At 55.9% G+C, this 22,012-nt stretch carries 29 protein-coding genes; 4 read left to right on the top strand and 25 right to left on the bottom strand.

Going from position 1 to position 22,012, the window contains the following annotated elements; all coding sequences use genetic code 11:
• The first annotated feature begins 383 nt into the window (after nt 1-383).
• The 3 genes from ACTU44_RS12170 to ACTU44_RS12160 all read left to right on the top strand — a co-directional run bounded on the left by ACTU44_RS12170 (nt 384) and on the right by ACTU44_RS12160 (nt 3,438).
• A complete protein-coding gene (locus tag ACTU44_RS12170) occupies nt 384-1,979 on the top strand; it encodes a bifunctional metallophosphatase/5'-nucleotidase (protein WP_336080780.1) in 1,596 nt (531 codons plus the stop codon).
• A gap of 153 nt (nt 1,980-2,132) precedes the next feature.
• Nucleotides 2,133-3,086 carry a carbohydrate kinase family protein gene (locus tag ACTU44_RS12165; RefSeq protein ID WP_336080779.1) on the top strand — a complete coding sequence of 318 codons (954 nt, stop codon included), beginning with the start codon at nt 2,133-2,135 and terminating at the stop codon, nt 3,084-3,086.
• Between the two features lie 109 nt (nt 3,087-3,195).
• Nucleotides 3,196-3,438 (top strand): Lrp/AsnC family transcriptional regulator, encoded by a 243-nt coding sequence (locus tag ACTU44_RS12160; RefSeq protein ID WP_114097716.1) that lies wholly within the window; start codon nt 3,196-3,198, stop codon nt 3,436-3,438.
• A gap of 81 nt (nt 3,439-3,519) precedes the next feature.
• On the opposite strand, the gene ACTU44_RS12155 is transcribed toward ACTU44_RS12160, so the two are convergent.
• On the bottom strand, nt 3,520-4,044 hold the full coding sequence (locus ACTU44_RS12155) for a hypothetical protein (RefSeq protein ID WP_258548659.1): 525 nt from the start codon (nt 4,042-4,044) through the stop codon (nt 3,520-3,522).
• 354 nt (nt 4,045-4,398) lie between these two features.
• On the opposite strand from ACTU44_RS12155, the gene ACTU44_RS12150 reads away from it, so the two are divergent.
• Nucleotides 4,399-4,737, top strand: coding sequence for a hypothetical protein (locus ACTU44_RS12150; RefSeq protein ID WP_462095544.1), 339 nt, complete (start codon nt 4,399-4,401; stop codon nt 4,735-4,737).
• A 3-nt stretch (nt 4,738-4,740) separates the two neighbouring features.
• On the opposite strand, the gene ACTU44_RS12145 is transcribed toward ACTU44_RS12150, so the two are convergent.
• The 24 genes from ACTU44_RS12145 to ACTU44_RS12030 form a co-directional block, all read right to left on the bottom strand.
• Nucleotides 4,741-4,929 (bottom strand): hypothetical protein, encoded by a 189-nt coding sequence (locus tag ACTU44_RS12145; RefSeq protein ID WP_462095543.1) that lies wholly within the window; start codon nt 4,927-4,929, stop codon nt 4,741-4,743.
• A complete protein-coding gene (locus tag ACTU44_RS12140; protein ID WP_462095542.1) occupies nt 4,901-5,140 on the bottom strand; it encodes a hypothetical protein in 240 nt (79 codons plus the stop codon). Before ACTU44_RS12140 ends, ACTU44_RS12145 begins: the two co-directional genes overlap by 29 nt.
• Entirely contained in the window at nt 5,137-5,784 is a 648-nt protein-coding gene (locus ACTU44_RS12135) for a cell wall hydrolase (RefSeq protein WP_462095541.1), read from the bottom strand. The genes ACTU44_RS12140 and ACTU44_RS12135 overlap by 4 nt, the downstream gene beginning before the upstream one ends.
• A gap of 1 nt (nt 5,785) precedes the next feature.
• Nucleotides 5,786-5,971 (bottom strand): hypothetical protein, encoded by a 186-nt coding sequence (locus ACTU44_RS12130; protein ID WP_110252354.1) that lies wholly within the window; start codon nt 5,969-5,971, stop codon nt 5,786-5,788.
• Entirely contained in the window at nt 5,968-6,228 is a 261-nt protein-coding gene (locus tag ACTU44_RS12125) for a hypothetical protein (RefSeq protein ID WP_110252353.1), read from the bottom strand. The genes ACTU44_RS12130 and ACTU44_RS12125 overlap by 4 nt, the downstream gene beginning before the upstream one ends.
• 40 nt (nt 6,229-6,268) lie before the next feature.
• Nucleotides 6,269-6,571 (bottom strand): hypothetical protein, encoded by a 303-nt coding sequence (locus tag ACTU44_RS12120; RefSeq protein ID WP_462095540.1) that lies wholly within the window; start codon nt 6,569-6,571, stop codon nt 6,269-6,271.
• Nucleotides 6,572-6,583: 12 nt separating this feature from the next.
• Complete coding sequence (locus ACTU44_RS12115) at nt 6,584-7,288, bottom strand: hypothetical protein (RefSeq protein WP_462095539.1); 705 nt, start codon at nt 7,286-7,288, stop codon at nt 6,584-6,586.
• 8 nt (nt 7,289-7,296) lie between these two features.
• Nucleotides 7,297-7,980 carry a phage tail protein gene (locus tag ACTU44_RS12110; RefSeq protein ID WP_462095538.1) on the bottom strand — a complete coding sequence of 228 codons (684 nt, stop codon included), beginning with the start codon at nt 7,978-7,980 and terminating at the stop codon, nt 7,297-7,299.
• A complete protein-coding gene (locus ACTU44_RS12105; protein WP_462095537.1) occupies nt 7,980-8,312 on the bottom strand; it encodes a hypothetical protein in 333 nt (110 codons plus the stop codon). Before ACTU44_RS12105 ends, ACTU44_RS12110 begins: the two co-directional genes overlap by 1 nt.
• 8 nt (nt 8,313-8,320) lie before the next feature.
• Entirely contained in the window at nt 8,321-10,945 is a 2,625-nt protein-coding gene (locus ACTU44_RS12100; RefSeq protein WP_462095536.1) for a phage tail protein, read from the bottom strand.
• A 3-nt stretch (nt 10,946-10,948) separates the two neighbouring features.
• Nucleotides 10,949-11,380 (bottom strand): DUF6950 family protein, encoded by a 432-nt coding sequence (locus tag ACTU44_RS12095; RefSeq protein ID WP_462095535.1) that lies wholly within the window; start codon nt 11,378-11,380, stop codon nt 10,949-10,951.
• A 16-nt stretch (nt 11,381-11,396) separates the two neighbouring features.
• On the bottom strand, nt 11,397-11,963 hold the full coding sequence (locus ACTU44_RS12090; RefSeq protein WP_462095534.1) for a hypothetical protein: 567 nt from the start codon (nt 11,961-11,963) through the stop codon (nt 11,397-11,399).
• A complete protein-coding gene (locus ACTU44_RS12085; protein ID WP_462095533.1) occupies nt 11,960-12,586 on the bottom strand; it encodes a hypothetical protein in 627 nt (208 codons plus the stop codon). Before ACTU44_RS12085 ends, ACTU44_RS12090 begins: the two co-directional genes overlap by 4 nt.
• Nucleotides 12,583-14,409 carry a phage tail length tape measure family protein gene (locus ACTU44_RS12080; RefSeq protein WP_462095532.1) on the bottom strand — a complete coding sequence of 609 codons (1,827 nt, stop codon included), beginning with the start codon at nt 14,407-14,409 and terminating at the stop codon, nt 12,583-12,585. Before ACTU44_RS12080 ends, ACTU44_RS12085 begins: the two co-directional genes overlap by 4 nt.
• Nucleotides 14,399-14,671, bottom strand: a complete 273-nt coding sequence (locus tag ACTU44_RS12075; RefSeq protein WP_462095531.1) for a DUF7697 family protein — start codon at nt 14,669-14,671, stop codon at nt 14,399-14,401. Before ACTU44_RS12075 ends, ACTU44_RS12080 begins: the two co-directional genes overlap by 11 nt.
• A 92-nt stretch (nt 14,672-14,763) precedes the next feature.
• The gene (locus tag ACTU44_RS12070; protein WP_462095530.1) at nt 14,764-15,192 is read right to left on the bottom strand and encodes a hypothetical protein; all 429 of its coding nucleotides are present in this window, start codon (nt 15,190-15,192) and stop codon (nt 14,764-14,766) included.
• An 87-nt stretch (nt 15,193-15,279) separates the two neighbouring features.
• Nucleotides 15,280-16,257 carry a phage tail tube protein gene (locus ACTU44_RS12065; protein ID WP_462095529.1) on the bottom strand — a complete coding sequence of 326 codons (978 nt, stop codon included), beginning with the start codon at nt 16,255-16,257 and terminating at the stop codon, nt 15,280-15,282.
• 26 nt (nt 16,258-16,283) lie between these two features.
• Entirely contained in the window at nt 16,284-16,718 is a 435-nt protein-coding gene (locus ACTU44_RS12060; protein WP_462095528.1) for a hypothetical protein, read from the bottom strand.
• Nucleotides 16,705-17,376 (bottom strand): DUF6441 family protein, encoded by a 672-nt coding sequence (locus ACTU44_RS12055; protein WP_114114165.1) that lies wholly within the window; start codon nt 17,374-17,376, stop codon nt 16,705-16,707. Before ACTU44_RS12055 ends, ACTU44_RS12060 begins: the two co-directional genes overlap by 14 nt.
• Nucleotides 17,376-17,687: a head-tail joining protein gene (locus tag ACTU44_RS12050; RefSeq protein WP_462095527.1), complete on the bottom strand. Its 312-nt coding sequence runs from the start codon at nt 17,685-17,687 to the stop codon at nt 17,376-17,378. The genes ACTU44_RS12055 and ACTU44_RS12050 overlap by 1 nt, the downstream gene beginning before the upstream one ends.
• Nucleotides 17,688-17,754: 67 nt before the next feature.
• Entirely contained in the window at nt 17,755-18,117 is a 363-nt protein-coding gene (locus ACTU44_RS12045) for a capsid cement protein (protein ID WP_462095526.1), read from the bottom strand.
• 73 nt (nt 18,118-18,190) lie between these two features.
• Nucleotides 18,191-20,290, bottom strand: a complete 2,100-nt coding sequence (locus tag ACTU44_RS12040) for a ClpP-like prohead protease/major capsid protein fusion protein (protein ID WP_462095525.1) — start codon at nt 20,288-20,290, stop codon at nt 18,191-18,193.
• 8 nt (nt 20,291-20,298) lie between these two features.
• Nucleotides 20,299-21,807: a phage portal protein gene (locus ACTU44_RS12035; protein WP_462095524.1), complete on the bottom strand. Its 1,509-nt coding sequence runs from the start codon at nt 21,805-21,807 to the stop codon at nt 20,299-20,301.
• Nucleotide 21,808: 1 nt separating this feature from the next.
• The gene (locus ACTU44_RS12030; RefSeq protein ID WP_114114170.1) at nt 21,809-22,006 is read right to left on the bottom strand and encodes a phage head-tail joining protein; all 198 of its coding nucleotides are present in this window, start codon (nt 22,004-22,006) and stop codon (nt 21,809-21,811) included.
• Nucleotides 22,007-22,012: the final 6 nt, after the last annotated feature.

The following is a 22,012-nucleotide window of genomic DNA, read 5'->3' as shown; positions in this document are numbered from 1 at the left end:
CGTCCTGATCCGAATCAACTATCGGGTCCTTTTTCTGCGGGGTTTCCCTTAGATTCCCGAAGCGGGCCCAAAACTCACAGACAGATTTCCAGAAGATATATTTTCTCGGCAGACTTAATAATTCGCCCAATAAAATTTTCAAGAAAATGCATCGATCAGCCACTTTGGAGATTAAATCGATTCTTCCCGACATTCTGTTTACCGCGATGCCGATCACATATTGATCAAGTTTCATCCCGCCGTAATCAACCGGGCATACCCCTTGAATAATTTTGATGCTAGCATTCCGCGCAGGGGAAAACTTCACTCCCGGAAATTCTGATCTGTGATGGTATCTTTTCCCGTGAGGGACGGGAAAAGAGCCTCTTTGTTGGAGAGTAGTAATGAAACAAAAAATTGCAGGATTGCTGTCGGCTTGCACCATGTTGACCTTTGGTGCAGGAAGCGCATTGGCTGATTACGACTTGCGCATCCTCCACACCAATGACGTCCATGATCGCGTTGAATCGGTTACGAAATATAACAACACCTGCAAGGCCGAAGACGACGCAGAGGGCAAATGCTTTGGCGGATATGCCCGTCTTGCAACAGCCATCCGTGATGCAAAGGCGGAAGGCGGGAATGTTCTCGCTCTTGATGGTGGTGACCAGTTTCAGGGATCGCTTTACTATTCAACATACAAGGGCAAACTGACCGCCGAGTTGATGGCTATGGCGGGCTATGACGCCATGACAATCGGGAACCACGAGTTTGATGATGGTCCCGAAGTCCTTGAAGCCTTTATCAAGGCAAGCACGGTTCCCGTCCTGTCCGCCAACGTGCATCCGAGCGCAGCATCGAACCTCAAGGGCAAGATTATCCCCGATACCATTGTCGAACTTGGCGGCGAAAAGATTGGCCTGATCGGTATCACCACCGAAGAAACTCCCGATATTTCAAGCCCCGGTGACAAGGTTTCAATTACCGACTCAGAAATGGCACTACGCTATTCGGTCGCACGACTGCGCCTTAAGGGGGTAAACAAAATCATCGTCATGAGCCATTCCGGCTCCTACAAGGATTTCGAACTCGCGCGCACCGTCAGTGGCATTGACGTCATTGTCGGCGGTCACGACAACCAGCTGTTTTCAAATACCAATGAAAAGGCCAACTATCCCTACCCGGTTGTTGAAACCGCACCGGATGGCAAGCCGGTTCTGGTCGTTCAGGCTTATGCCTATAGCCGTTACCTTGGTGAACTCAACGTCACCTTTGACGATGATGGTGTTGCCACCGCATGGTCGGGCGAACCGATCCCGCTTGATGCAAGTGTCAAACCTGCCGAGGACGTCCTTGCTGTAATTGCCGAAGCCAGCAAGAAAGTTGACGCCGTTCGCAATATCGAAGTCGGTACGTTTACTACGGCCGCTGACGGATCGCGCGAAAGCTGCCGTCATATGGAATGTTCGATGGGATCCCTGATCGCCGACGCCATGCTTTGGAAGGCTGGTGATGGTTATCAGATCGCCATCCAGAATGGTGGTGGCGTGCGCGCAAGCATCGACGAAGGTACTGTAACAATGGGTGAAGTCCTGACTGTACTGCCGTTCCAGAATGCATTGGCGACTTTCAAGCTCTCGGGCAAGGACGTTGTAGCATCGCTTGAACATGGTGTTTCCAAAGTCGACGAGGACAAGGGCCAGTTCCCGCAGATCGCAGGTCTTAAGTTCGACCTCGATCTGTCACAGCCGGTTGGATCCCGCGTATCCAATGTCATGGTTGCCGAGGGTGACGACTTTGTTCCTATCGATATGAACAAACTCTATGGTGTTGTTTCCAACGACTTCATGCGCAATGGCGGCGATGGCTATGCCCTGTTCCGTGACAATGCGAGTGATGTTTATGACTTCGGTCCGAACCTTGAACAGGCAGTCGCGGACTATATCGCCAACAACTCCCCGATGACGCCAATGGCAAAAGACCGGATCATGATGAAATAAGGGTTTCATCCTGCACCAAATCCAGGGGGGCGGCTCATAGGAGCCGCTCCTTTTTGTTTTTCTTGCCTTTGCGCAGGCTCACAGCTTATGACATTCGCTGGCTGATAATTGCCCGTCACTGACGAGCCCATCCACCAAGAAGAGCGACATAACGTGATCACCCACTCTGCCAATATCCTGTGCTTTGGCGCCGCGCATTTTGATCGTACATTGCAATGCACGGGACATTATATTCCGGCTGCATCCAATCCAGTTCGGACCCTTCATCGCAAACCGGGCGGGGTCGCACGGAACATTGCCGTACATTTGCGTCTGCTGGGAAACAATGTGGCAATGCTGGGCGCAGTCGGAGATGACGGCGACGGTGAACACGTGATTGCAGCCCTTGCGGAAATCGGGATCGATACCCGCCGGATGATGAAGTTCGAAGGCAAGCATACAGCGGGCTATACCGCAATTCTTGATGAAACAGGTGAACTTGCAATGGGCATGATGGATGCCGAGGTCTATGACCTTCTGACCATCGAACGGCTCTTACCGCAACTTGCCAACCTGCAAGCATGGCCTTGGTGGCTGATTGATGCCAACCTGCCGGCCAGCACCATCGCCTGGCTTGCTGACAACAAGGGCAGCACAAAGATGTGTGCCGCAACAGTGTCACCAAGCAAGGCCGTACGTTTCAAGGATGTGCTTGGCAAACTTGATCTTCTCATTGCCAACCGCGCCGAAGCACAGGTTCTGACCGGCATCGAGATCAATGACAAGAGTCAGGCCAAAACTGCAATCGAGTTGCTGCGTGGCAAAGGCATACCTGATGTCATCATCACGCTTGGGGCGACCGGGATCGTGACTTCCTCTGAACACGCAGGAACCGCGTTCTGGGACCCGCTTCCGACCAGAGTGCGTGATGTAAATGGCGCAGGTGACGCGTTTTATTCCGGGTTCCTGTCCGCCTATACCAAACCAGATTGCACCTTTGACGGAGCCGTTGCATCCGGCCTTGCCATGGCAAGCCTCACGGCTGAAACGGATGGCACAACGGTCTGGAACCTGACGCAGGATGCTGTTGAAAGCCGCGCCAAGCTGGCGGAAAAGTCGTCCCTTTGATTATATTCACATCACCCTGACCGGGTGAAATCATCTTGCTAGAAGATTGCAAGCAGCGTCCAAGCCGGGTAGCTTGTCTGCAACTCAAATTCAAATTGGAGCCGTTCCGATGCATCCGTTCTTCATTTTTGTAAAATGTGAACTTGGCAAAGCCTATGACGTGGCCGCCGATCTTATCGAAGAGGTCGAAGGTGTATCGGAAGTTTATTCAATTTCGGGTCCGTTCGAACTTCTGGTCAAGGTCTATGTTGAAGACGAACAGGATATCGGGCGCTATGTGAACGAACAGATTCACAAACGGCCCAATATCAAGGACACCCAGACCATCATTACCTTTAATGCCTTTACCTGATTAGCATTTTCCCAATCCGAAATGAAAAACGCGGCGATGTCATTCGCCGCGTTTTTTTTATGATCAATCCCGTCATTTACGTTACTGGTTGCGGGCAACGCCGCGGATCACATCAAGAATGACGTCAGTTCCCTTCTCGATCAGGACAATGTCATCGCCAACGATCTGACGGATGGCGCCATCGGTGCGTCGCGGCAGTTTTGAACGCAAATCGGACGGCAGATCGCGCTTGGCAAGCCCCGGAGGCAAGGTACCCCCACGCTCAAGCTTCATGGCAATGCCGGGTGGAAGGTCTTTGTTGCCCTTCCCTTTGTCGCCCTTACCGCCTTTAGAACCTTTTTCGCGCCCCTTGTCGTCATCGACATTGCCCGTCGCGATATCAAGGACGTCACTGATGATACGGCGCTCCTCGTCGGAAAAAATACCGCCACCCTGTGCAACTTCGACAAGATCATGGCTATGAGGTGTCTTGATGGTATGCGCCTGCACCACAGAAACAGACGCCACTGTTGCGCACAGGGCAACCGACATCGTCATGGCAAATCTGGAAAAATTGGTTTTTTCAGACATCTCGTCCTCAATCGTTGTGACAATGCATTCGTTCATAGATATGAACTTCGAACCGAAATGCGAGCTCCGGTTAACGATACAACGATTTCAATGCGGATTTTCTGCCATCAGGGCAAAGAAAAAAGCACCCTTTTGGGGTGCTTTAATCATTGGCGGGCAAAGAGGGATTCATGCCTTATGTTGACTTCACCACAATGCGTTGAATAATAAGACATTATTTGTAATTCAGATTTGGATGTGACCCAAAATGTGACCCAAAATGTGACCCGTTTTGAAACGATTTGGCATTCAAACCTGCGAACACCATCATCACTGACCAGCTTGACCCTTGACACTTTCGCACCAAATGACAAATAGGAACAAATCAGGAACTTTCCGGGCAAAAAATATATGGCTCATAACTGGGATCAATATATCAGCATCGGCGATGCAGCACGCATGAACGATCATTGCCGGATATCTTGCGCAAACCACCTGTGCGATCATTCGGGTACACTTGCATTCGAACCCCTTCTGACAAAGCATCATCCGGCCACCGGGCTTGGGAAAATTCTGCGCAAGCTTCGATGTACGGAGTGCGGGTTGCGCGGCGCGGTTCCAATTATCGAAGCCGGGAACAAGAAGACCCCGGCCAGAAACCTGTTTTGCGCAATCCGCACTGATGGATATCATCCCTGTGATCCGTATGGCGCATGCAAGGATGTGTGTCAGATCGGTCGCAAACCCTGATGATCACTCCGAGCCATGACAGGCCCGAAGCTCTGCCCGTTCACGACCATAATCGATCATCGCCCGTTCAAGCGCCGCACCGGGCGGCAATGCCGCAACCTCGTCGGCAAGCCGGTTCTGGAAATCGGCACTGTATTCGACCGGAACCGGGCAAACATTCTGATCAGAACTGGCCGTTGCGCAACCGGTCAACAATGCCCCTGCGATCAGCAGGGGCGCGAGACGCCGCTTTGCGTTGTGCATGGATCACCCCAAGATTACGTTTCAATGTTTCAACCCGCTCGGCCTGTCGCCCGGCCTGTCGTGCGGAAAACAGCACCAGCAGAACGGCAAGCGCCGCACCGCCGATGATCAACAGGCGGGCCCAGCCCCCGGACAACAGCCCCCCGATTGCGGCGATCATACCAGCCCCCGCGCGCGATCATGAAGCCGCGCCCAGATGGCCCAGCCCGCGCCAAGCGCCCCAAGAATCACACAGCCCCATTTGATCACATCCGACAGATGGGAATATTGTTCAAGCGATGAAGATACCTCGCCCGCCAGCGGCCCGATGATTGTCATCACCCCGGCAACGGATGCCCCCTTGATGGTGCGTGATTGCGACAGCGGGCGTTGCTGATCAAGCGCATCCTTGGCCGTGACAGGGGCCGGGGTATCGATATCGTTGTAATAAAGATGCCCGGCGGTCTCGAAACACGGCACCTTGCCCTTTGCCCAGAATGTTTTGGACTGCACCGCACGGGTCAGATAGTGGGTCGCGGTCCCGGTTTCGTCGGCAAGCTGCCCATTGACCGCCATTTGTGCGATGGCACAGCATTCCTCGAACCACGGGCCGGACGCATTGACAATCCGCGAAAGGTTCGGGTCATTCTGATTCCAGCATGAAAACTGCCACGGCTGTTTACAGACCGCCGCCGGGTTCGATGGCCAGTTGCGATAGCCAACCCGGTTCATCACCACACAGGCAATTGCCCGCGCATCATCGGCATCATTCGCACGCGCCTCGCCATAGATCGTGCGGGCAAGTGTATCAACCTGATAATCCATGTTATTTTCCTTTGCAGATCGCAACAACAAACACGATCCAGAACAGCAGCCAGCCAAGAACGCCGCCAACCGGCGCCAGAACCGCACAAAGCCACAGCGGCGCTGACAACCACCAGGCAGCCCCGGCAACGATCACCGCCCCAGCAAGACTGGCAGCGGCCTGTGAAACAAATCCTGTAAGGGTCATCGTGTTGTTGCCTTGATTGTGTCGGTGATGCGTTTTTCCATGTCCTTCCCATCATCCTTGGTGAACATGTTCTCGAGCATGCGACGTTCCAGACCATGATGGTCCTCGCGCAGCTTGTTGTGGGCGTCCCATTGCTTGGCCCTGCTTTCCTTGGCATCCACCCGGTCAGCCGCCTGCCGCGACAGGACCCAACCGATAATGGCAAGAAATGCAGCCCCCATACCGCCAACAACCCAGTAAAACGTCGCTGCGTCCATCTGATCACCCCTGTCGGTTGGACGTTGCACGAAAGAATGATCAGGCCCCCGGCCCCTTGATTCTTGCCTCAAGGTCCTGCCACGCCTCCCCGCTTGCCACCAGACAAGTCGGACCCGATGGATAGGTAAACAGGATGGTCCAGCTTTCCCCGTGCGGGGATTTAAGAACCTCGATCACACCACCGTTTGCGGTGACACCAATCGCAACCGGTTCCTCGGCATATTTGTCAGCAAGGCTTGCGATCACCTTTTGACGATCACCACAGACCGGGCCTGCGGATGTGCCGGGCGATGGCAATAAAAAAAGGACCGCAGCAAGTGCGATCCCGGCATAGCGCTTCATGGCTGCGACCTCCTATTCCTCGGGTTCGGGCGGGGGCGACCAGTATTGATCGTCCTGATAATCAGACGGGATCGGATCCATCGCGATCAGGGCAAAGTAATATTGCCAGATCGCCTGTCGCCCTGCCCCGCCGGTATTCACAATATCCATCCATTCGGTTGGCGTCACAGATACCGGGCCGGTATTGGTGACGATGTCTATTGGCATGGCATCACCAAGGGCAAGCCGCGCCTGCGCAATCGGGATGACTTCATCCATCCATGCCTTCATGTCCTTTTCATCGGTGCCGATGGTATGGACACCACGCGCATCACCGAAATCATAGGTGAAGGAGGCCAGGGCAAGACGACGGTCGCGTTCGGCCTCGGCATCCGCCACAACCGGCGCAGGCTTTACCCACGCGGAACCATCCCAGCTATCCAGAGGCGATGCCGGAACAAGCGATGTGTATTCATCGCCAACCGGCCCCAGCCAGTCGACCGTAACGCTGCTTGCATCTTCCTTGCGATAAACAACATCGCCACGATGGTCTTCGATCTGCGCCCATCCTGCCCCGTCAAATTTCCAGACATGCCCGGCTGCAAGTGCCACCGACGGCACCGCAATGGCGGTCGCATTCGCCGGAATCAGATAGGCGCCAGCTTCAAGCGGGTTTTCGCGCGCCATGGTTTGACGGGTAAATTCACCCGACACACTGTCATAGTTATAAATTTTCATTGCGAACCTCAGAACCGGGCACAAGGTAGAAGCGCGATGTTTCGCGGACGGGTTTCCGAACCGCCGAAAGCATTGGTGGAAACAGCACTACCAGCCCCGTTAAAGTTGAGCTGCGCGGCCCCGCCCGCTGCAAATGCTCCGACATTGGTGTGATATCCGTGACTGTGCGATTTCAATTCGTCAGACTGGGCAGAACCAAAGACACGAGAACCGTCGACCCCGCGCCCATTATCCCAACCACGGATAAATTCCCCCCGCAAATCCGGAAGGTTGAACGTCGTAGACCCATCGCCGGCCCCAAACGTCGTGCCCATGATTGCAAACAGACTTGAAAAGGTCGCCCGTGACACAGCGGAACCATCCAGTTCCAGCGCCCAGGCGGGCGGCGTAGCCGCTGGCCACCAAAAAGTAACACCAACCGGCAAACCGTTAACGCCGGTAAGCTGCGATCCATCGCCATCGACGCGCAAAAGCGCGGCACCCAAATCACCGTGGTCAATCCACGCGGTGTTGGCAGCGTTACGCTGCTTGAGCTTGCCAGCCGTCGTATCGCCCCACCACATCAACGGCCATGTCGGGCTGGGTGCACTTGGGCCCAGATTGTTGGTTACAATCGCTTCAAACGCACCGTTCATGTCCGAACGCACGGCCGACCCGGAACCGTCGGCGACATTATAATCATGCTGTGCCATTATGCGTCACCCCCGGCCATGCGTTTCTTGCGGAAATCGCGCCAGTCAATTGCGACCGGGGCGATGGCGATTCCCGCCGCCTCGATCGCATCGATCACGGCAATCATCGCATCCTCGGCGGCGGGGACCTTTTCGCGGAGCGGCTGAAACTGTCCGGTTTTTTCGATAAACCGGAACAGCCCCTTTTGCGTCAAAAGATCGCAATCCGGCCCGACGTCAATGCCGGGTTCATCAATTGAGACCTCCCTGATATCGCGCAGGATATTCTGGTCATCCAGGACCGCGACAAACTTCGTCGCGGCACCCGGATTGCGCCGTTTTTTCGCCATCATATGAACCCTTATGAAAGACTTTCCGCGCGAACGCGCAGATCGGTTATCAGAACGTTATAGGACCCGTCCGATACCGTGACTTCCGTCCGGTATTGCACGGCCCTGCAATAGACTTCTGCGCGGTCAAGGCGCTGCCATGATGACCATGACGGCGACCCCGCCGGGTCATCGTCGGTGGTGCGATACCAGGTGATGGCATCGCCCTCGCCGCTGGTTTCGCCATCAAAACTTGCCCAGCTATCGACCGTCCCTTCACGCTGATCAAACAGATCAATGACATTGATGGTCTGAAGCGTAACCGACGCGCTGATCACCCGACGGCTTTTGGTGGTGAAATCATGGCCTGATGCATGGGTGTAAAGTCCGCTTGCAACGATGCCGCCAAATGCGTCAAGCGATGCGACATCGTCAAACACCGGAATGTCATCAAACATCCCCGAACCGACAAGTTTAAGCGACCCGTCATCAACCGTTAGATTGTCCAGATCACCCGACCATGCCGGGCTTTCGACAAGTTCATCAACCGCCCCGTATTCAAGGACAGTTGCCCCGTCGGTCGAAACCCATGTGGCATCGGAAACCGATCCCGACCCGTCAACAAACTGCAACAGGTAGCAACCGGGCTTGAGCGGCAAAACCGCCATCGTGTCACCACCTGGCACAGGGGCCCCGATGGTTGCACTTTCCGATACCAGCGGATTGCTGTTTGCCGGGGACCAGCGAAACCGAACCTGCCCGCCCATACGCACATCAAGATCAGGCGACCGGTCCCAACGCAGAACCGCCAACCCGCCAAGCGCGGAAATGGTAAGGCCGGTAGCAGCCGACGGTTTCCCGCCAAGCCCGTAAATCTCGCGCCGCAGCGACACATAGCCCGAACTGGCGCCAAGCCGGTTTACCGCCTTGACCCGGAAATCATAGACCCCCGCCGGAATATCAAATATTTCAAGTTCGGGATCCGTGACACGCGGATAAACGGTCCAGTCCAGAACGCCAATCTGGCGATGTTCAAATTGATAGGACACGACAAAGGCATCATCAGCGACACCCGCCGACAACACCGCCTTTGACTTCACCCCGCCACCTTCGCGGGTTTGATATTGAACCTCTGTGACATCAAGACCATCGGGCGTGGCAACATCCCCCGGGCCGGGTAATGTGCTGATCGATGATGCCGCGACAATGGTTTCATCATCGGTTGACCAGTCATAGGTTTCCGCACTGGTTTCACGAATGGTGATATCAACGCCGAAATGAACGTTGTCCTCTTCCTCGCGGATCGCCCAATCCCACGCGATGACTTCAAACGGCTTTTCATCCCAGCCATAAACAGACCGCGAATAAAGCACCACGTCACCAACCCGCAACGCCATGGCCTTGAGGTTGCATTGCAAATCCACCTCGCCCTGTTGACGGTTCTTGAACAGGCCGATCTTTTGCAAACGCTGCCCTGCCGGGGCGGACGGGGTGTAAAGATATTCCCGGTCAACCGGGATTTCCTGCCCGCCATCCTGGGCAATAAACACATCGGACTTCAAAACCGGAAGGTCGGTCGGCTGCCAAAGCGTATCGCGCGACGAATAGACACCGTGCATGGTATTGAACAGATCGCGCTTGGATTGCAGCAACCGCACACGGATCGGCCCGGCCAGCCAGCTTTCATCAATCGTGTATTCCGGCGTGCGATAGGCCCCCGCCAGAACCGACCAATACCCGCCGGTATTAACGACAAGCCCCGCACCGGGATTGATCAGTTCGCGCAGGTTATCGCCAAGCGATACCTCCGTATCGACCACGCCCGATGTGATGTAACGCTTTTCCGTTCCACCGGCGGCAAGGGTGATTTCTTCATCGGCAACATTGGCCGCAACGATCAGATCATCCTCAAGAACCGATGCGATGCTTGCCGATATGCCAATATCACTGGCAACATAATCCGCCGTCACCAGTGCCCAGTTATCGGTGTAGCCGGTGGTTTCCGTGCGCGGGTCATAGATATCATTCTTGCCCTTGACCAGACATTTGACCTGCGGGATACCGCCGGCATAAACATCCTGGTCATAGGTAAATTCGATATAAAGCTTCGCGCAGCCTTCCTGCTTGTGATTAACCGTCCATTCCGAATTGGTTGCCCGCATCTGCGCAAGCAGGGCCGCATCCCCCGCCGGGGTGCCGTCGCCCTTCCAGATGGTGGCATAACCGGCATATTTGCCAATCGCATTGCCGGTGCCCTCACCTTTAAAGGCGACGGTATCACCAAACCAGACATCGCCAATCGCCTCGACCGGATGGCCCGAAAGCGTGATCAGCCAGCTGAGTTTACGGTTGCCGTTGGTAACGTTCAGATAGGTGACCGGCCCGGACGCCGCGACCTCACCATAGACGATCTTGCGCGACACGATGGGCTGACGGACCATCTGGCTGCGATTTGAAAGACCGGAACCAAGCGAAGACAGGTCTGCTGTTTTCGGTTTCTTGGCAAAGGCCAGCGCACCGACATAGGAAATAACCGCCCCGACAACAGCACCCGCGACCGCTGCGCCAATCGACCCAAGGGCGGCAATGACAACCGCCGATGTAGCAATAGCATTAGCCGCCGCAGCAGCAGCAACCGCAACAACGACTGGTGGCATGGCCTAGATCCTCCAGGCACGCAGGCCCGCTTTGATAGGAAGGGTGATTAACCCGCTTTCGCCCTGTGTCGCCCAATGCGGGCCAAGGCATATGGCGGCGGCATCGGCCTGCGCGCCCGGCAATCCGGATGGCACAAGCCCGACATCACCGCGCCGCGCCATCAGAACCGGCTCTTCCGGCCAGTCATTTTCTGACATCAGGGCGGCAATTGTTTCGGCAACACCGCCCCCGGAAAATTCCCGCATGGCGCGATAGCCGCCCGCCATATCGGAATAGACCCCGCGAAACCGCGCGCCCGGATCAATCCCGGTGATCGCCAGAACCCCGTCAGATGCGGTCAGACAGCAATCGCTTTGCCCCCAAACAAAAGGCCGCCGAAAGGCGACCTTGTGAAATTCGGCAAGCTTGCGCTCCCAATGAACAAGTCTTTTCATGGCATACCTGTCTGGCTTACTTGATCTGACCCCAGGCGATTTCGGTTTCCTGCAGACGGGTAACGAAATCAAATCCCAAATCACCGGGATAAACCGACTTCTGGTCCTCGGGCGTGTAACGCCGCACCCGTGATCGTTCCAGATCAATCAGGTCGCTTTCAGCGGTCAGATTGATGACGATGCTTGCCCCGTCGTCATCGATCACCGGCACATCGGTTTTGCCCTTGAACACCCGCACCACCTGATTGCCGATCAGTTCCCCGGTATCGGTCAGCGCCCCAAGGAACAGTTCGGCATCTTCACCCTGTCGCATGGACTGGATGGCGATTGCCAAAAGTTCCTCGGTGATGCCCGACATGGAAAAGGTGATGCCATTGGCCTGAATATCGGCGGTTTCCGAAACATTCGAAACGCCGATAAACTCGCCGCCGCCAAGCCATGTTTCCCCGCCATAGGACAGGTCGCCATAACCGGTCCACATCCGGACCGGCCCGTCCGCCGTCCCAACCCGCATCAACAGTATCGGCGACAGCTCCGAGCCCTGCAATTGCGCCAGAAGATCGGGATCAATGTCACGGCTCATACCAGATGCTCCATCACACGCAGGGTCAGTTCCATATCGCCAAGCCGGTCGATATCGCGTTCCGGAATCCCGTCGGGAAACCAGAACATCGATTTCGGGTCATCCAGATCAATCGGCGATCCGTTCACCGGCGAAACAATGACGCGCGGCCACAGCAACAGGGTGGCATTGCCGCTGCCGTCGCTGTCGACATCGGCAAGGACCTTATGCAACCGCGCGCTTGACCCGGAACCAAGGCCGATCCTGTCGCCTTCCTTAAGGATCCCGGTGACCGATGGCGTCCAGCCAGATGTAAGCAACGCCTGCCCGATTTGACCGGCACCGCTCACCACAGGCGATCCGGTGGCAACACCAAGCGGCCCGAAATTATCGGGATCACCCATGGCGAAATAGCCCTGCTTGCCATTCATCGCCAAAAGGAACGCCTGCCACTGATTGACAATTGCGCGGCCCCGAATGACGGGAAGCGTGATATCCGCCGCCCATGCCTGCCCCTGACCGACCTGCACTTGCCTCTGAAAGGTAAAGGGCGACACGGAAACACCCACTTGTGACATTTCCCGCCACCGGATGGCCTTTACCCCCGGCTTGGCAGGCAGGGACAGCGGATAGGTAATTGTCATATCCGCGCACTCCCCTTACGCTTTTGCATCTCGCGCACCTGCGCAACCGCACCATCCTGCGCGGTTTTGACAATCGCCTGAATCTCGCTGCGCGAAAGCTTCGATCCCGTCGCATCAACCGTGGAATACAGGTTGTAGGTATCCCCGCCGCCGCCTTGCAGCTTGACCGGAATATTCCGGCCATCAGGCAACGGCACATAAGCCTCGGGCATCGAACCTTCACCAAACAGCGCAAGCTGCGGCGAAGTCGCCACACCACCGGATGCATATTTGCGAAGCGGGACTTCGCCCCTTGACGTCATGATGCCGCCATTGGCAAAGGTGCTGCCCGCCGGATAACTCACCCCCGGGCCGGTCGTCGCACCACCACCCCCGAAAAATGAACCGGCAATACTGCCAAACAACCCGCCCCAGTCAAACCCGCCGACGGCATTTTCAAGCGGCTTGGTTACAGATGCCCGCAATATGACCCGTGCAATATCCCCTTCAAGACCTTTCAGGACATCGCTGAATTTTGCACCCGAAAGTGCCGCTTCCTCGAACGCTGACGAAAAGGCCTGACCAAATCCGCGACCGACCTCATTAAGCTTTTCCTGCTGCTTGCGCAGGCGCTCTTGTGATCGGGACAAATCGTCTGCGGCCCGCACTGCGGCACGCCCGTATGTCTCTTCATCAATCGCCCCGGCCCGACGAAGTTCGGACAAGCGTTCAAGCTCTTCGTTGTACTTTTCCTGATCGGTACGGGTGGCGTCACGGACCTGCTGCCCCTCCACCATAAGTTTTTGCTCACGATCAAGGGCTTCATTCAGGTCCTTGATGCGTAGCTGGTAGTCATACAGCGAACCAGCCGCATCACGGATTTGCGCAGCCTGATCACGGGTAATGTCATTGCCCGCACGCATAAGGGCATTACTGATTGCCTGTTCACGCTCGGTCTGGAACAAGGCATCCCGCTGGGCGTTCAAAGCCGCAACAAGATCTCGAACCTTTTCGGCTTGGCGGGCGGTTTCGTCGGCGGCCTTTTTGACCGACTTGTTGTTTTCTTCACTTGCTTTGAATGCCTCATTGGCCTCAATAGCACCGGTCATGCTGGCGCGAAGATCGTCAAAGTTGGCCTGCAGCTCGGCTATTTCGTTGATTTGCTGCTGGTACACACCCGCATCAATCGGTTCATCACCAATGCCGAACATCGGGTCATTCGACATTCGGTTGATCTGCTCGATTTCGGCTTTTCGAATTTCAAGCGCAGCCTTGGCGGCATCAAGCCGGGCTTTCGCCGTTTTGAGAATCTCGTCCCGCTCTTGGCGAAGCAACTCAGCACTGGTTTTCTGCTGATCATTGAGGCGTTTGATAAAGTCCTCGGCTTTTTTTATCGACTTTTCATATGCCTCAAGACTGGTAACCGCGTCATCAGCAGCATCTCCGGTATCCCACAGCGAAATCGCCAGCGCACCTGCGACTGCGGCCACTGCGCCAAGGACCGCCCCCCATGGACCAAAGAACCCAAGCAACTGGGCCCCCTGTTGTGTCAGCGCGACAAGCGCATTCTGGCCACTAGCCACCTGCACTGCAAAGTCGCCAATCTGGTAACCAGCTTGCTGGGCCACCGACCCGAACCGACGAAAGTTCGGCACATTGTCGTTAGCAGCCTTGCCCACGGCAATGATCGGTTTCGTCGCCCGATCTGTAGCGTTGCCCGCCCGAACCGCACCCGCCTCGATCCGCCCCCATGCCGCCTCACCGTCGCGCCCGATATTCTTGAGCGCCGTTCGAACAATCTCGCCATCCTTGACCGACAGGCGAATAGCTACATCAGCTGTCATCGTCTCTATCCCTGTCAGAAATTGCCGTCAAAATCCCACGCTCTATGCTGGGCAACAGACGCGACATGATCGCTGGGTCATACCCTTGATATCGGGCCAACTCCATCAGAGCAGACATCTCTAGCCCGATAACAGAACCCATCCCGACAACACGCACCTGCCCTGGTGAACTGATCACCAGCTCCCATGCCGCACTGCCTTCGATGGTTTCAGGCGCATGCTCGACATAGGGACATCGGCACAGACTGCCGTCCGGTCCCATGACCTCGCGCCCCTGGGCGCAGGGCGCACCTTCCGCACGGCATCCTTCGCAATATTTCGGCCCGACGCCGTAATGCCATTCCGCACGGGCCGCTAGGCGTTTCCCTCCGCTTCAACCGCGCGGACAGGCTCGGTATATTTCGCGACAAAGGTGCGCGCGATCGATGGATGCAGCATCACATCGCGCATGTGATCCTCGGTGACTGGCGCAACATCACCGGCATCGGTCATGACACCGGCCCCGTCCCACTCAATCACGGCGGCAAGCGCAAGCTTCTGGGCATAGACAAACTGCATGATCCCGGCGCGATAGTCCGGGTCCTGAATTTCCTTGCGCAGACTTTCCGCGTCATGACCAACCATCCGAAGATCGGAAATACCCTTTTCGATATCGGCAATGACCCGGATTGCCTTGGAGGTTGCAAACTCGATGATCGGTGTGGTGCAAGGGCGCACCCTGAGCCGGACATCAAGCGGCAAATCCATCCAATACGGTTCTGTCGGCATGGAAAGTTTCAGCATGTTAACCCCAAAAGAAAAGGCCACCCGAAGGTGGCCCGACACTACTTTATCAACCTGCCTTCACTTCTGGCGAAGGGCAAAATCAGGTCAATAACTCGCCACATCGTTAATCAGTGTCACCTGCATCATGTGGCCAGACGACGCGTCATAGGCTGCCCGCCAGTTATATTCCGCCTGCACCCCGCCGGGGCCATCAATCGACTGCTTGACCTTTGGCAGAAACACGCGCGGGAAATCGAAAGTCAGGGCATAACCTTCGGATCCCGGGATCGACCAGCCATATTGCAGGGCGACCGGCGTTTCCGCATCAACAGCATCGCGGATCGTACTATCGGTCGAATAACGTACCGTAATCGACCCTTCCGCCGTTGCCTCTGTTTCATCGACGCCATCAATCTTGCCGTCATCACGAATGGTTTCAACCGGCTCAAGATTGTTCGAGAAGGTCAGTGAACCGCCCGTTACGGCAGCAAGCTGCGAACTGTCCAGTTCGATTGAACCGGACCCTTGCGAGAAGCGAGAAAGCGCATAGGTTCCAGGCGTGGAATCTTCCGAAGACGAAGCAGACGCTTCACCCTGGGCCACCACCCCGTTGATGGTCATATTGACCGGACCGGTGCGCTGCATGTCGATCTGCAACCCGCCAAGCTTTGCACCGATGCGCATATCAAAAACGGGGGTGGTCAGGGCCGTGTGGCCTGTCTCGATCGCGAGACTGGGCAGATCACCACCAGACGTAAAGACATGGGTATATGTCCCATCGAGATTGTCGGTCGTATCCGCAGCACCCAGAAGACCTTTAAGCCAGAACCCGATGGCGCGCAGGTCTACCGGAACGACGATATCGCCGTTCACTGACAAGGCATCATAATACGGGTCCTGCGCGTCACGCCCCTGCCCCAGGATGGGGTCATAGCCCAACGGCTTTTCCCCGCCAAGTGTGCTGGACTTGAACGACAGTTTTTTGTAAACGCCGCCGCCCGATCCATCCGGCGCAGTGCCATAGGTTGATTCAAACGTTGCCAAAAGCTGCGCATCCGCGCCATAGGCCCGTGCCTTTGCCATTTCATCAATCTCCGGTTTGCTTTACATCAACCAACGGCTGTTGGCGCGGTATATTCAAGAATGACCGGAAGCAAGGCCGCCTTGACCGTTTCGGCCCCGGCAATTGCTTCGTCATCAGTTTCCGGCGGGGCCTCATAGGCATAATCGACAACGCCGGAAAGCGTCGGGTTGGCCCGCACAGCAGCGACAATATCTTGCAAGATATTGTCCATGGCCGCATCGCGCACCGCCTGGTCACTTTCCTGCACCATGACGATCAGTTCGACCCGATGCTGAAAGCTGTATCGGTGCGGCGAAAGCAATTCTTCCGGTTCGCCACGGTTGCCATCAAGCTGATTGACGCGACCACCTGGCGGAATATCACCCGCTTCAACCGCATTCCGGACGATTTCCGGCCCTGTTACTGCGCTGATAGCTGCAAACAGGGCTTGCAGCGCCATTTCTGTCTTACCGGTTGCCATTTGACATCCTTTGCAATCGCAAGCGTATTTCGCGCTGCAACTCGACCGCCGCGCGCCGCCTTTCCTGATCGAGTTTAAAGACTTTCGGCAAACGAACTTGCGGATAGAGCAGGAACATGATTACGGACGCCGTACCCTTGCGGTAGGTGCCCGACTTCGTCCGGCCGCCATTCTTGCGCTGTCTGGATGCACGGCCTGACTTGGTGATGCCGCTATTATGGACGACCAGAAAGCTGGGGCCATTCCGCCGATAGACAAACTCCAACCGCCCATATCGCCATTCGGGGAAGGTGCTTGGTGATATTTTGCGGTTATTCGTTCCGCGCTTGGGGGCAGCATCGGTTGGCACCGCAAGATAAAAGCCCTTGGAACTTTTGATTGGCGTCCCCCGGCTAAAACCCTCGGCAATTTGCGGGGCCTTGCTATAGACGAGCGAAGCCGGGTTTGCCGCGGCGATATTCTGTTCAGGGTAGTTTTTGTCTCGCCATGTATTTGCCAGCTTCCGACCCAGACCGGCCCCGATGGTTTGCCCGCGCAACCGTTGCTTAAGGGTGTTTGCTGACGACCGGACACCGGACACAACTGCACGTTCGATCGCAATGCGCTTTACATCAAGTGCCTGGCGAAGGTTACCCTTGCGCTCAACCTTGATCCGCATCACACCACCTCAAAACAGGTACACCGCCAGACATTGCGGGTGATGTCGCGCATCGGCTGGGCGTTGATCTCAAATAGCGTACCGGCAATATCAAATTTCCCACCCTTCACGGGCTGGGCAACGTCATCGCCGCGCACTTCGATCACGATATCGGTCGTAACGGCTGGCTGTCCGAAAATTTCACTTTGCTGGTCACCGATCGACTTGATCACCCGAATATCCGGGGCGGTGTCACCCACCTTCGGAATGTAGTCCGCGGAAGAACTGCAAAACGGGTCGAAAAAGAGCGTCTCGAAAAACGCCGCTTCCATCGCCACCCCCAAACAAAAAGGCGGGCACAAGCCCGCCTTTCGAAACACTCAGTGATGATGCACCGATTTATGCGACAGAACCGACCCCGGTGTTGATCTTGACCGCTACACTGGTGTCGCCACTGGCCGCAGCGACCCAGCACGTCACAGCGCCGGACACGTCACCGGTCGCCGGGGTTGCACTGGACGGAACAAACGCCCCTGCAGACACGTCATAGATCGCCGCATCACCCTGGGTAATAGCCGCGCCAGCCGTTTTCGGAACAGTGTACACACCTTCACTCGACAGATCGCCAGACGACCCGTCGGCAATATCCGTGATCGCAATAAACACCTGATTACCAACGACCACAACATCGCCAGACGAAACATCAGAACCCGTGCCGTTGGTCCAATGCATGGTTGCGCCATGCTGCACAAAATTTTTCATCGTTCAAACTCCGATTTTACCAAAAGAAAACGGCGGGAAAACCCGCCGCCATTCAGATCGTCAGAACGACGATTTATGCGCCTGCGTTCTTGTAAAGACCGCGATAGCCCAGAACAGAAGGCGATGCATCAATGCGAACCTTCATCTCGACGCCGTCGACATCCCATCCTTCACGGTTTTCCAGGTATGGCGTGTCCATGCCGTCAAGATAGTTGACCTCGATCGTGTCAGCAGCATTCGGGTTCGCGGCAAGATACCAGGCCGTGGCCGAATCAGTGTCCAAGCGGGCTTCTGAAATCACCTCGGCCATATTGCGGATGCTGTTTGGCAGCTTTTTGTCACCCTTGGCCGTGTCATATTCCGACGAAATCGCCGTTTCCATTGTCCCACGCAATGCCGCCGGAACCAGCGCATAGGCAGGCTGGATATTCAGACCACCAGCCGCCTTGTCATCCGGGTCTTTTTGCGTTGCCATCGCCGTCCGGCCAGCATCAAGGGTCGCGGTTGACGGCGCGGCACCCGAACCAGCAAGGTTGCCGTGACTTGCATGGAACAGAGCAACACCATCGGAAAGCGTCGGGTTACCGGTCAGGATCGTATAAACAAGGTTCCCGACAGTCCGGATTGCCGCACGGCCCATCTTGCGCGGGACACGCGTGAATGCGCCGATATCATCATTGATGATAGCCTGGCGTGTAATGCTGAATTTGCGGCCATAGGTCGCAAGCATCACGGTTTCACCACGATCCCCGATCGTGCCGTACTGGTATTCGGCACCTTCGCCGACTTCCACAAGATTATCAAACAGGTTCAAATCAACCCGTTTTGTCGGTTTGAAGTCCGTAAGCACACCTTTGGCCGTCCAACGCTTGAATGTCTCTTCGGCTTCTTCGTAACCGATCAGCATCGACTTGTTGGCGACATCGGCAAGGATATTGCCAAAGTCGGACGTGGAATGATGTCCAAAGTTGCGCGGTGAAAACGCCATGCCAGCCATTTCCATCACCGGCATGCCACGCGAAGAAATATTGCGAACATTCAGAGATTCGCGCGCCAGCTCACGCAGGTTCAAGCCCGTGAACTCGTTGCGCTCACCACCGGACAGCCCGGCACGTTCCATCAGCGCCATGGTAGCGCCCTGGCGGAACCGGTCCACACCGTCACTGACTACCGATGCACGCACATGGTTGGTCGGTTCAGGGGTATTGTCGGCGTCAGCCCATTTGTCAATGATCGCTGCGCGAGCCTGGTCAATCGACACGCCTTTCGCAATCAGGTCGTTGGCAAACTCATTGTCCAGCTTTGCAGCGCGTACGGCGGCCTGAATTTCGGAAACGCGGGTGCGTTCCTTTGCGATTGCTTCATTCGCAATGGTCGCAGGGTCAATGGTGTTCTGCGGATTGTCATTCGCATCAACAACCGGGGTCGGGCTGGCTGCACCTGCAGGCGCGGTGCCGTTCGCGACGTTTGGTTTAGGCATTTGGTCACTCCTCGTTTCATGCCCGGCGGAAATATCCGCCATCGCGGCGGCGCTATCGCGACCCGCCATAACAGCCCCGGAAACCGCTTCCGGAACATTATTAAACAGCGACAAGTCAAATCGCTGCATCGCTGCTGCTGTATCAGCATCGGCAATTTCATCGGCGAAACCATCGGCAACTGCTTCTTGCGCAGTCATCCAGGTTTCGACATCCATCAATTCGGAAAGTCGCGTGGCATCCTGACCAGTGCGGGCTGCATAAATGCCAACAATCTGATCTTTGAGCCGGTCAAGGTTATCCGCCTTCTTGCGGAAATCATCGGCCTCGCCAAAGGCAACATCCCAAGGATTATGGATCATCATGCTGGCGTTCTGCGGCATGATGATCTGGTCACCTGCCATTGCAATGACCGACGCCATCGACGCGGCAAGGCTGTCAATATGAACAATCACCTTGGCACTGTGCGCGACCAGGTAATTGTAGATAGCCAAACCTTCGTAAACAAACCCGCCCGGACTGTTGATGCGGATATGAAGTTCCGGAATCTCACCCAGCGCATCAATGTCACGAATAACTGTCGCGCTATCCAGCCCGTCCCAATCATCGCCGATTACGCCATAAAGAAGCACCTCCCCATTCGACAGAACGGAAAGCGCGCGCGGGCCGGGACGGCCCGTGGCTTTATTTTTCATGATAACCCCTAGGTTTCCTGCATATCCGACGCAGCCTGCTCACGCTGCATCGTTCCCGTGCGCGACACCCGGCGGGGATCGCAATCAAGCGTCAAGCCAAGTTCATCAAGCAGCGCGAAATCCGATTGAAGCTCCGCAAAATGCTCTTTCGGGTCTTTGCCGCGTTCTCGCACAGCATCCGAAAGCGTTTTGGTGCCAGACCGGACATCATCACGCTGGGCGGCGATTTCCTTGGTCGGATCGACCATGGACGGTGGTGGTGGCGTCCAGATCGTCTTGATTACCCCACCCGTGCCATTCGATACGGCTGCGGCTTCAAGGAACCACCGTTCAACAACCCGGCAGAACTGCGGGATGATGATCTGCTTTTGCCAAACATTGACCTTTTTATGGAAGTTCTGCCAAGCCATCCGCGCGGAACTGTAATTCACGTTCGAATAGTCGCCTGTCAAAAGCTCGTATGGAACCTTCAACCCTGCTGCCACGGCATGCAATTGACGGCTTGAATATTCCCCGTATCCATCAACGCCCGGCGGATCACCAAACCTGATATCCCGACCAGGCGGCAGGGTTTCGATCAATCCCGGTTCCAGATTTTCGCGATAGTTTGATGTGTCGCCGCCAACCGTGGTCAGATGGCCACCATCGCCCGCCCCAACACCTTCGATGTCAGTAACGAAAGCCGCGAAGCATGCGGCAATCTTCTGTCGCATCAACTGGGCGTCTTCATAGTCGCCAAAATCATTCAGGCGAACCATCGTTGATGCAAGCCAGGTCACACCGCGCACCTGACCCGGACGCGATTGACGGTAGATGTGGGCAATATCACGCGCCGGGATGCGGCGAGAAGTCGGCAAGCGATACGAAGACCGCGAACCCGGATGTTCATCAAAAAGCCAATAGGCCACACGACGACCCACGGCATCAAACTCGACACCTTGCACAACCACATTGCCGTTACCGGCATCACCGTCCTTGGTTGCGTCAAGAAAGTCCGGTTCAAGGACCTGAATGGCAAACGGCAATGCCAAGCCATCACTCAGACGACGGCGACGACGCCGCACAAGGCACTCGCCACTTTCCGCGACTGTGCGCATCACCAGCGCTTGAAGGCCGTAAAGGTCATGCAACTGTTGCGCGTCAATATCCGTGCTATCGAAATGCGCTATTGCCAGACGTTCCAGCGTTTCTGTGATCTGGTCAGTCGGCCCCTTGAAATGGGGCACAATGCCGGCACCAACGGTATATGTAGCAATCCCGTCAACGCCGCTCTCGGCAAACTCGTTGTTGCGCACCAGATCACGGGCGCTGTCGCGCAGTCGTGCCAACGTCCCGAATGCTGTTTCTGAATTGGCATCCGTCGAAACACGACGCCAGCCCGCTGTACGCCGCCCGATGCTCGCACCATCATACATGTTGCGCGCCTCGGACATCGCCTTCAAACGCATACGCGCTTTTTCCCGGCGCAGCGCCGCTTCCGGGGCAACAGCCTTGATGACATTCTCAAGGAAATTCATGTCAAAATCCCCGTGAAAACGTTGCGTAGCGGCGTTTGGTAACCGATGTTGTGCCCAATGAAGTCTTGATCAGGTTTCGGACCTTGATCATTTCTTCAAGCGACCGATATTCGACCTCTTTGCCCTCGATCACCACCTTGCGGGTGCCCTGGGCCATGGCGCGTTCGATATTATCAAGATCCGTCTGGGTCCACGCCATGCGTCA

Source organism: Thalassospira sp. SM2505, assembly GCF_054901115.1.
The sequence above is the reverse complement of the archived record's forward strand: the minus strand, read 5'-3'. Positions and strand labels throughout refer to the sequence as shown.

What these genes read in the sequence shown, in the direction of transcription:
- ACTU44_RS12170 (WP_336080780.1), top strand. Translation starts at nt 384, where the DNA reads ATGAAACAAAAAATTGCAGGATTGCTGTCGGCTTGCACCATGTTGACC.
- ACTU44_RS12160 (WP_114097716.1), top strand. Translation starts at nt 3,196, where the DNA reads ATGCATCCGTTCTTCATTTTTGTAAAATGTGAACTTGGCAAAGCCTAT.
- ACTU44_RS12155 (WP_258548659.1), bottom strand. Translation starts at nt 4,044, where the DNA reads ATGAACGAATGCATTGTCACAACGATTGAGGACGAGATGTCTGAAAAA.
- ACTU44_RS12150 (WP_462095544.1), top strand. Translation starts at nt 4,399, where the DNA reads ATGGCTCATAACTGGGATCAATATATCAGCATCGGCGATGCAGCACGC.
- ACTU44_RS12140 (WP_462095542.1), bottom strand. Translation starts at nt 5,140, where the DNA reads ATGATCGCCGCAATCGGGGGGCTGTTGTCCGGGGGCTGGGCCCGCCTG.
- ACTU44_RS12135 (WP_462095541.1), bottom strand. Translation starts at nt 5,784, where the DNA reads ATGGATTATCAGGTTGATACACTTGCCCGCACGATCTATGGCGAGGCG.
- ACTU44_RS12130 (WP_110252354.1), bottom strand. Translation starts at nt 5,971, where the DNA reads ATGACCCTTACAGGATTTGTTTCACAGGCCGCTGCCAGTCTTGCTGGG.
- ACTU44_RS12125 (WP_110252353.1), bottom strand. Translation starts at nt 6,228, where the DNA reads ATGGACGCAGCGACGTTTTACTGGGTTGTTGGCGGTATGGGGGCTGCA.
- ACTU44_RS12120 (WP_462095540.1), bottom strand. Translation starts at nt 6,571, where the DNA reads ATGAAGCGCTATGCCGGGATCGCACTTGCTGCGGTCCTTTTTTTATTG.
- ACTU44_RS12115 (WP_462095539.1), bottom strand. Translation starts at nt 7,288, where the DNA reads ATGAAAATTTATAACTATGACAGTGTGTCGGGTGAATTTACCCGTCAA.
- ACTU44_RS12110 (WP_462095538.1), bottom strand. Translation starts at nt 7,980, where the DNA reads ATGGCACAGCATGATTATAATGTCGCCGACGGTTCCGGGTCGGCCGTG.
- ACTU44_RS12105 (WP_462095537.1), bottom strand. Translation starts at nt 8,312, where the DNA reads ATGATGGCGAAAAAACGGCGCAATCCGGGTGCCGCGACGAAGTTTGTC.
- ACTU44_RS12100 (WP_462095536.1), bottom strand. Translation starts at nt 10,945, where the DNA reads ATGCCACCAGTCGTTGTTGCGGTTGCTGCTGCTGCGGCGGCTAATGCT.
- ACTU44_RS12095 (WP_462095535.1), bottom strand. Translation starts at nt 11,380, where the DNA reads ATGAAAAGACTTGTTCATTGGGAGCGCAAGCTTGCCGAATTTCACAAG.
- ACTU44_RS12090 (WP_462095534.1), bottom strand. Translation starts at nt 11,963, where the DNA reads ATGAGCCGTGACATTGATCCCGATCTTCTGGCGCAATTGCAGGGCTCG.
- ACTU44_RS12085 (WP_462095533.1), bottom strand. Translation starts at nt 12,586, where the DNA reads ATGACAATTACCTATCCGCTGTCCCTGCCTGCCAAGCCGGGGGTAAAG.
- ACTU44_RS12080 (WP_462095532.1), bottom strand. Translation starts at nt 14,409, where the DNA reads ATGACAGCTGATGTAGCTATTCGCCTGTCGGTCAAGGATGGCGAGATT.
- ACTU44_RS12075 (WP_462095531.1), bottom strand. Translation starts at nt 14,671, where the DNA reads ATGGGACCGGACGGCAGTCTGTGCCGATGTCCCTATGTCGAGCATGCG.
- ACTU44_RS12070 (WP_462095530.1), bottom strand. Translation starts at nt 15,192, where the DNA reads ATGCTGAAACTTTCCATGCCGACAGAACCGTATTGGATGGATTTGCCG.
- ACTU44_RS12065 (WP_462095529.1), bottom strand. Translation starts at nt 16,257, where the DNA reads ATGGCAAAGGCACGGGCCTATGGCGCGGATGCGCAGCTTTTGGCAACG.
- ACTU44_RS12060 (WP_462095528.1), bottom strand. Translation starts at nt 16,718, where the DNA reads ATGGCAACCGGTAAGACAGAAATGGCGCTGCAAGCCCTGTTTGCAGCT.
- ACTU44_RS12055 (WP_114114165.1), bottom strand. Translation starts at nt 17,376, where the DNA reads ATGCGGATCAAGGTTGAGCGCAAGGGTAACCTTCGCCAGGCACTTGAT.
- ACTU44_RS12050 (WP_462095527.1), bottom strand. Translation starts at nt 17,687, where the DNA reads ATGGAAGCGGCGTTTTTCGAGACGCTCTTTTTCGACCCGTTTTGCAGT.
- ACTU44_RS12045 (WP_462095526.1), bottom strand. Translation starts at nt 18,117, where the DNA reads ATGAAAAATTTTGTGCAGCATGGCGCAACCATGCATTGGACCAACGGC.
- ACTU44_RS12040 (WP_462095525.1), bottom strand. Translation starts at nt 20,290, where the DNA reads ATGAAAAATAAAGCCACGGGCCGTCCCGGCCCGCGCGCGCTTTCCGTT.
- ACTU44_RS12035 (WP_462095524.1), bottom strand. Translation starts at nt 21,807, where the DNA reads ATGAATTTCCTTGAGAATGTCATCAAGGCTGTTGCCCCGGAAGCGGCG.
- ACTU44_RS12030 (WP_114114170.1), bottom strand. Translation starts at nt 22,006, where the DNA reads ATGGCGTGGACCCAGACGGATCTTGATAATATCGAACGCGCCATGGCC.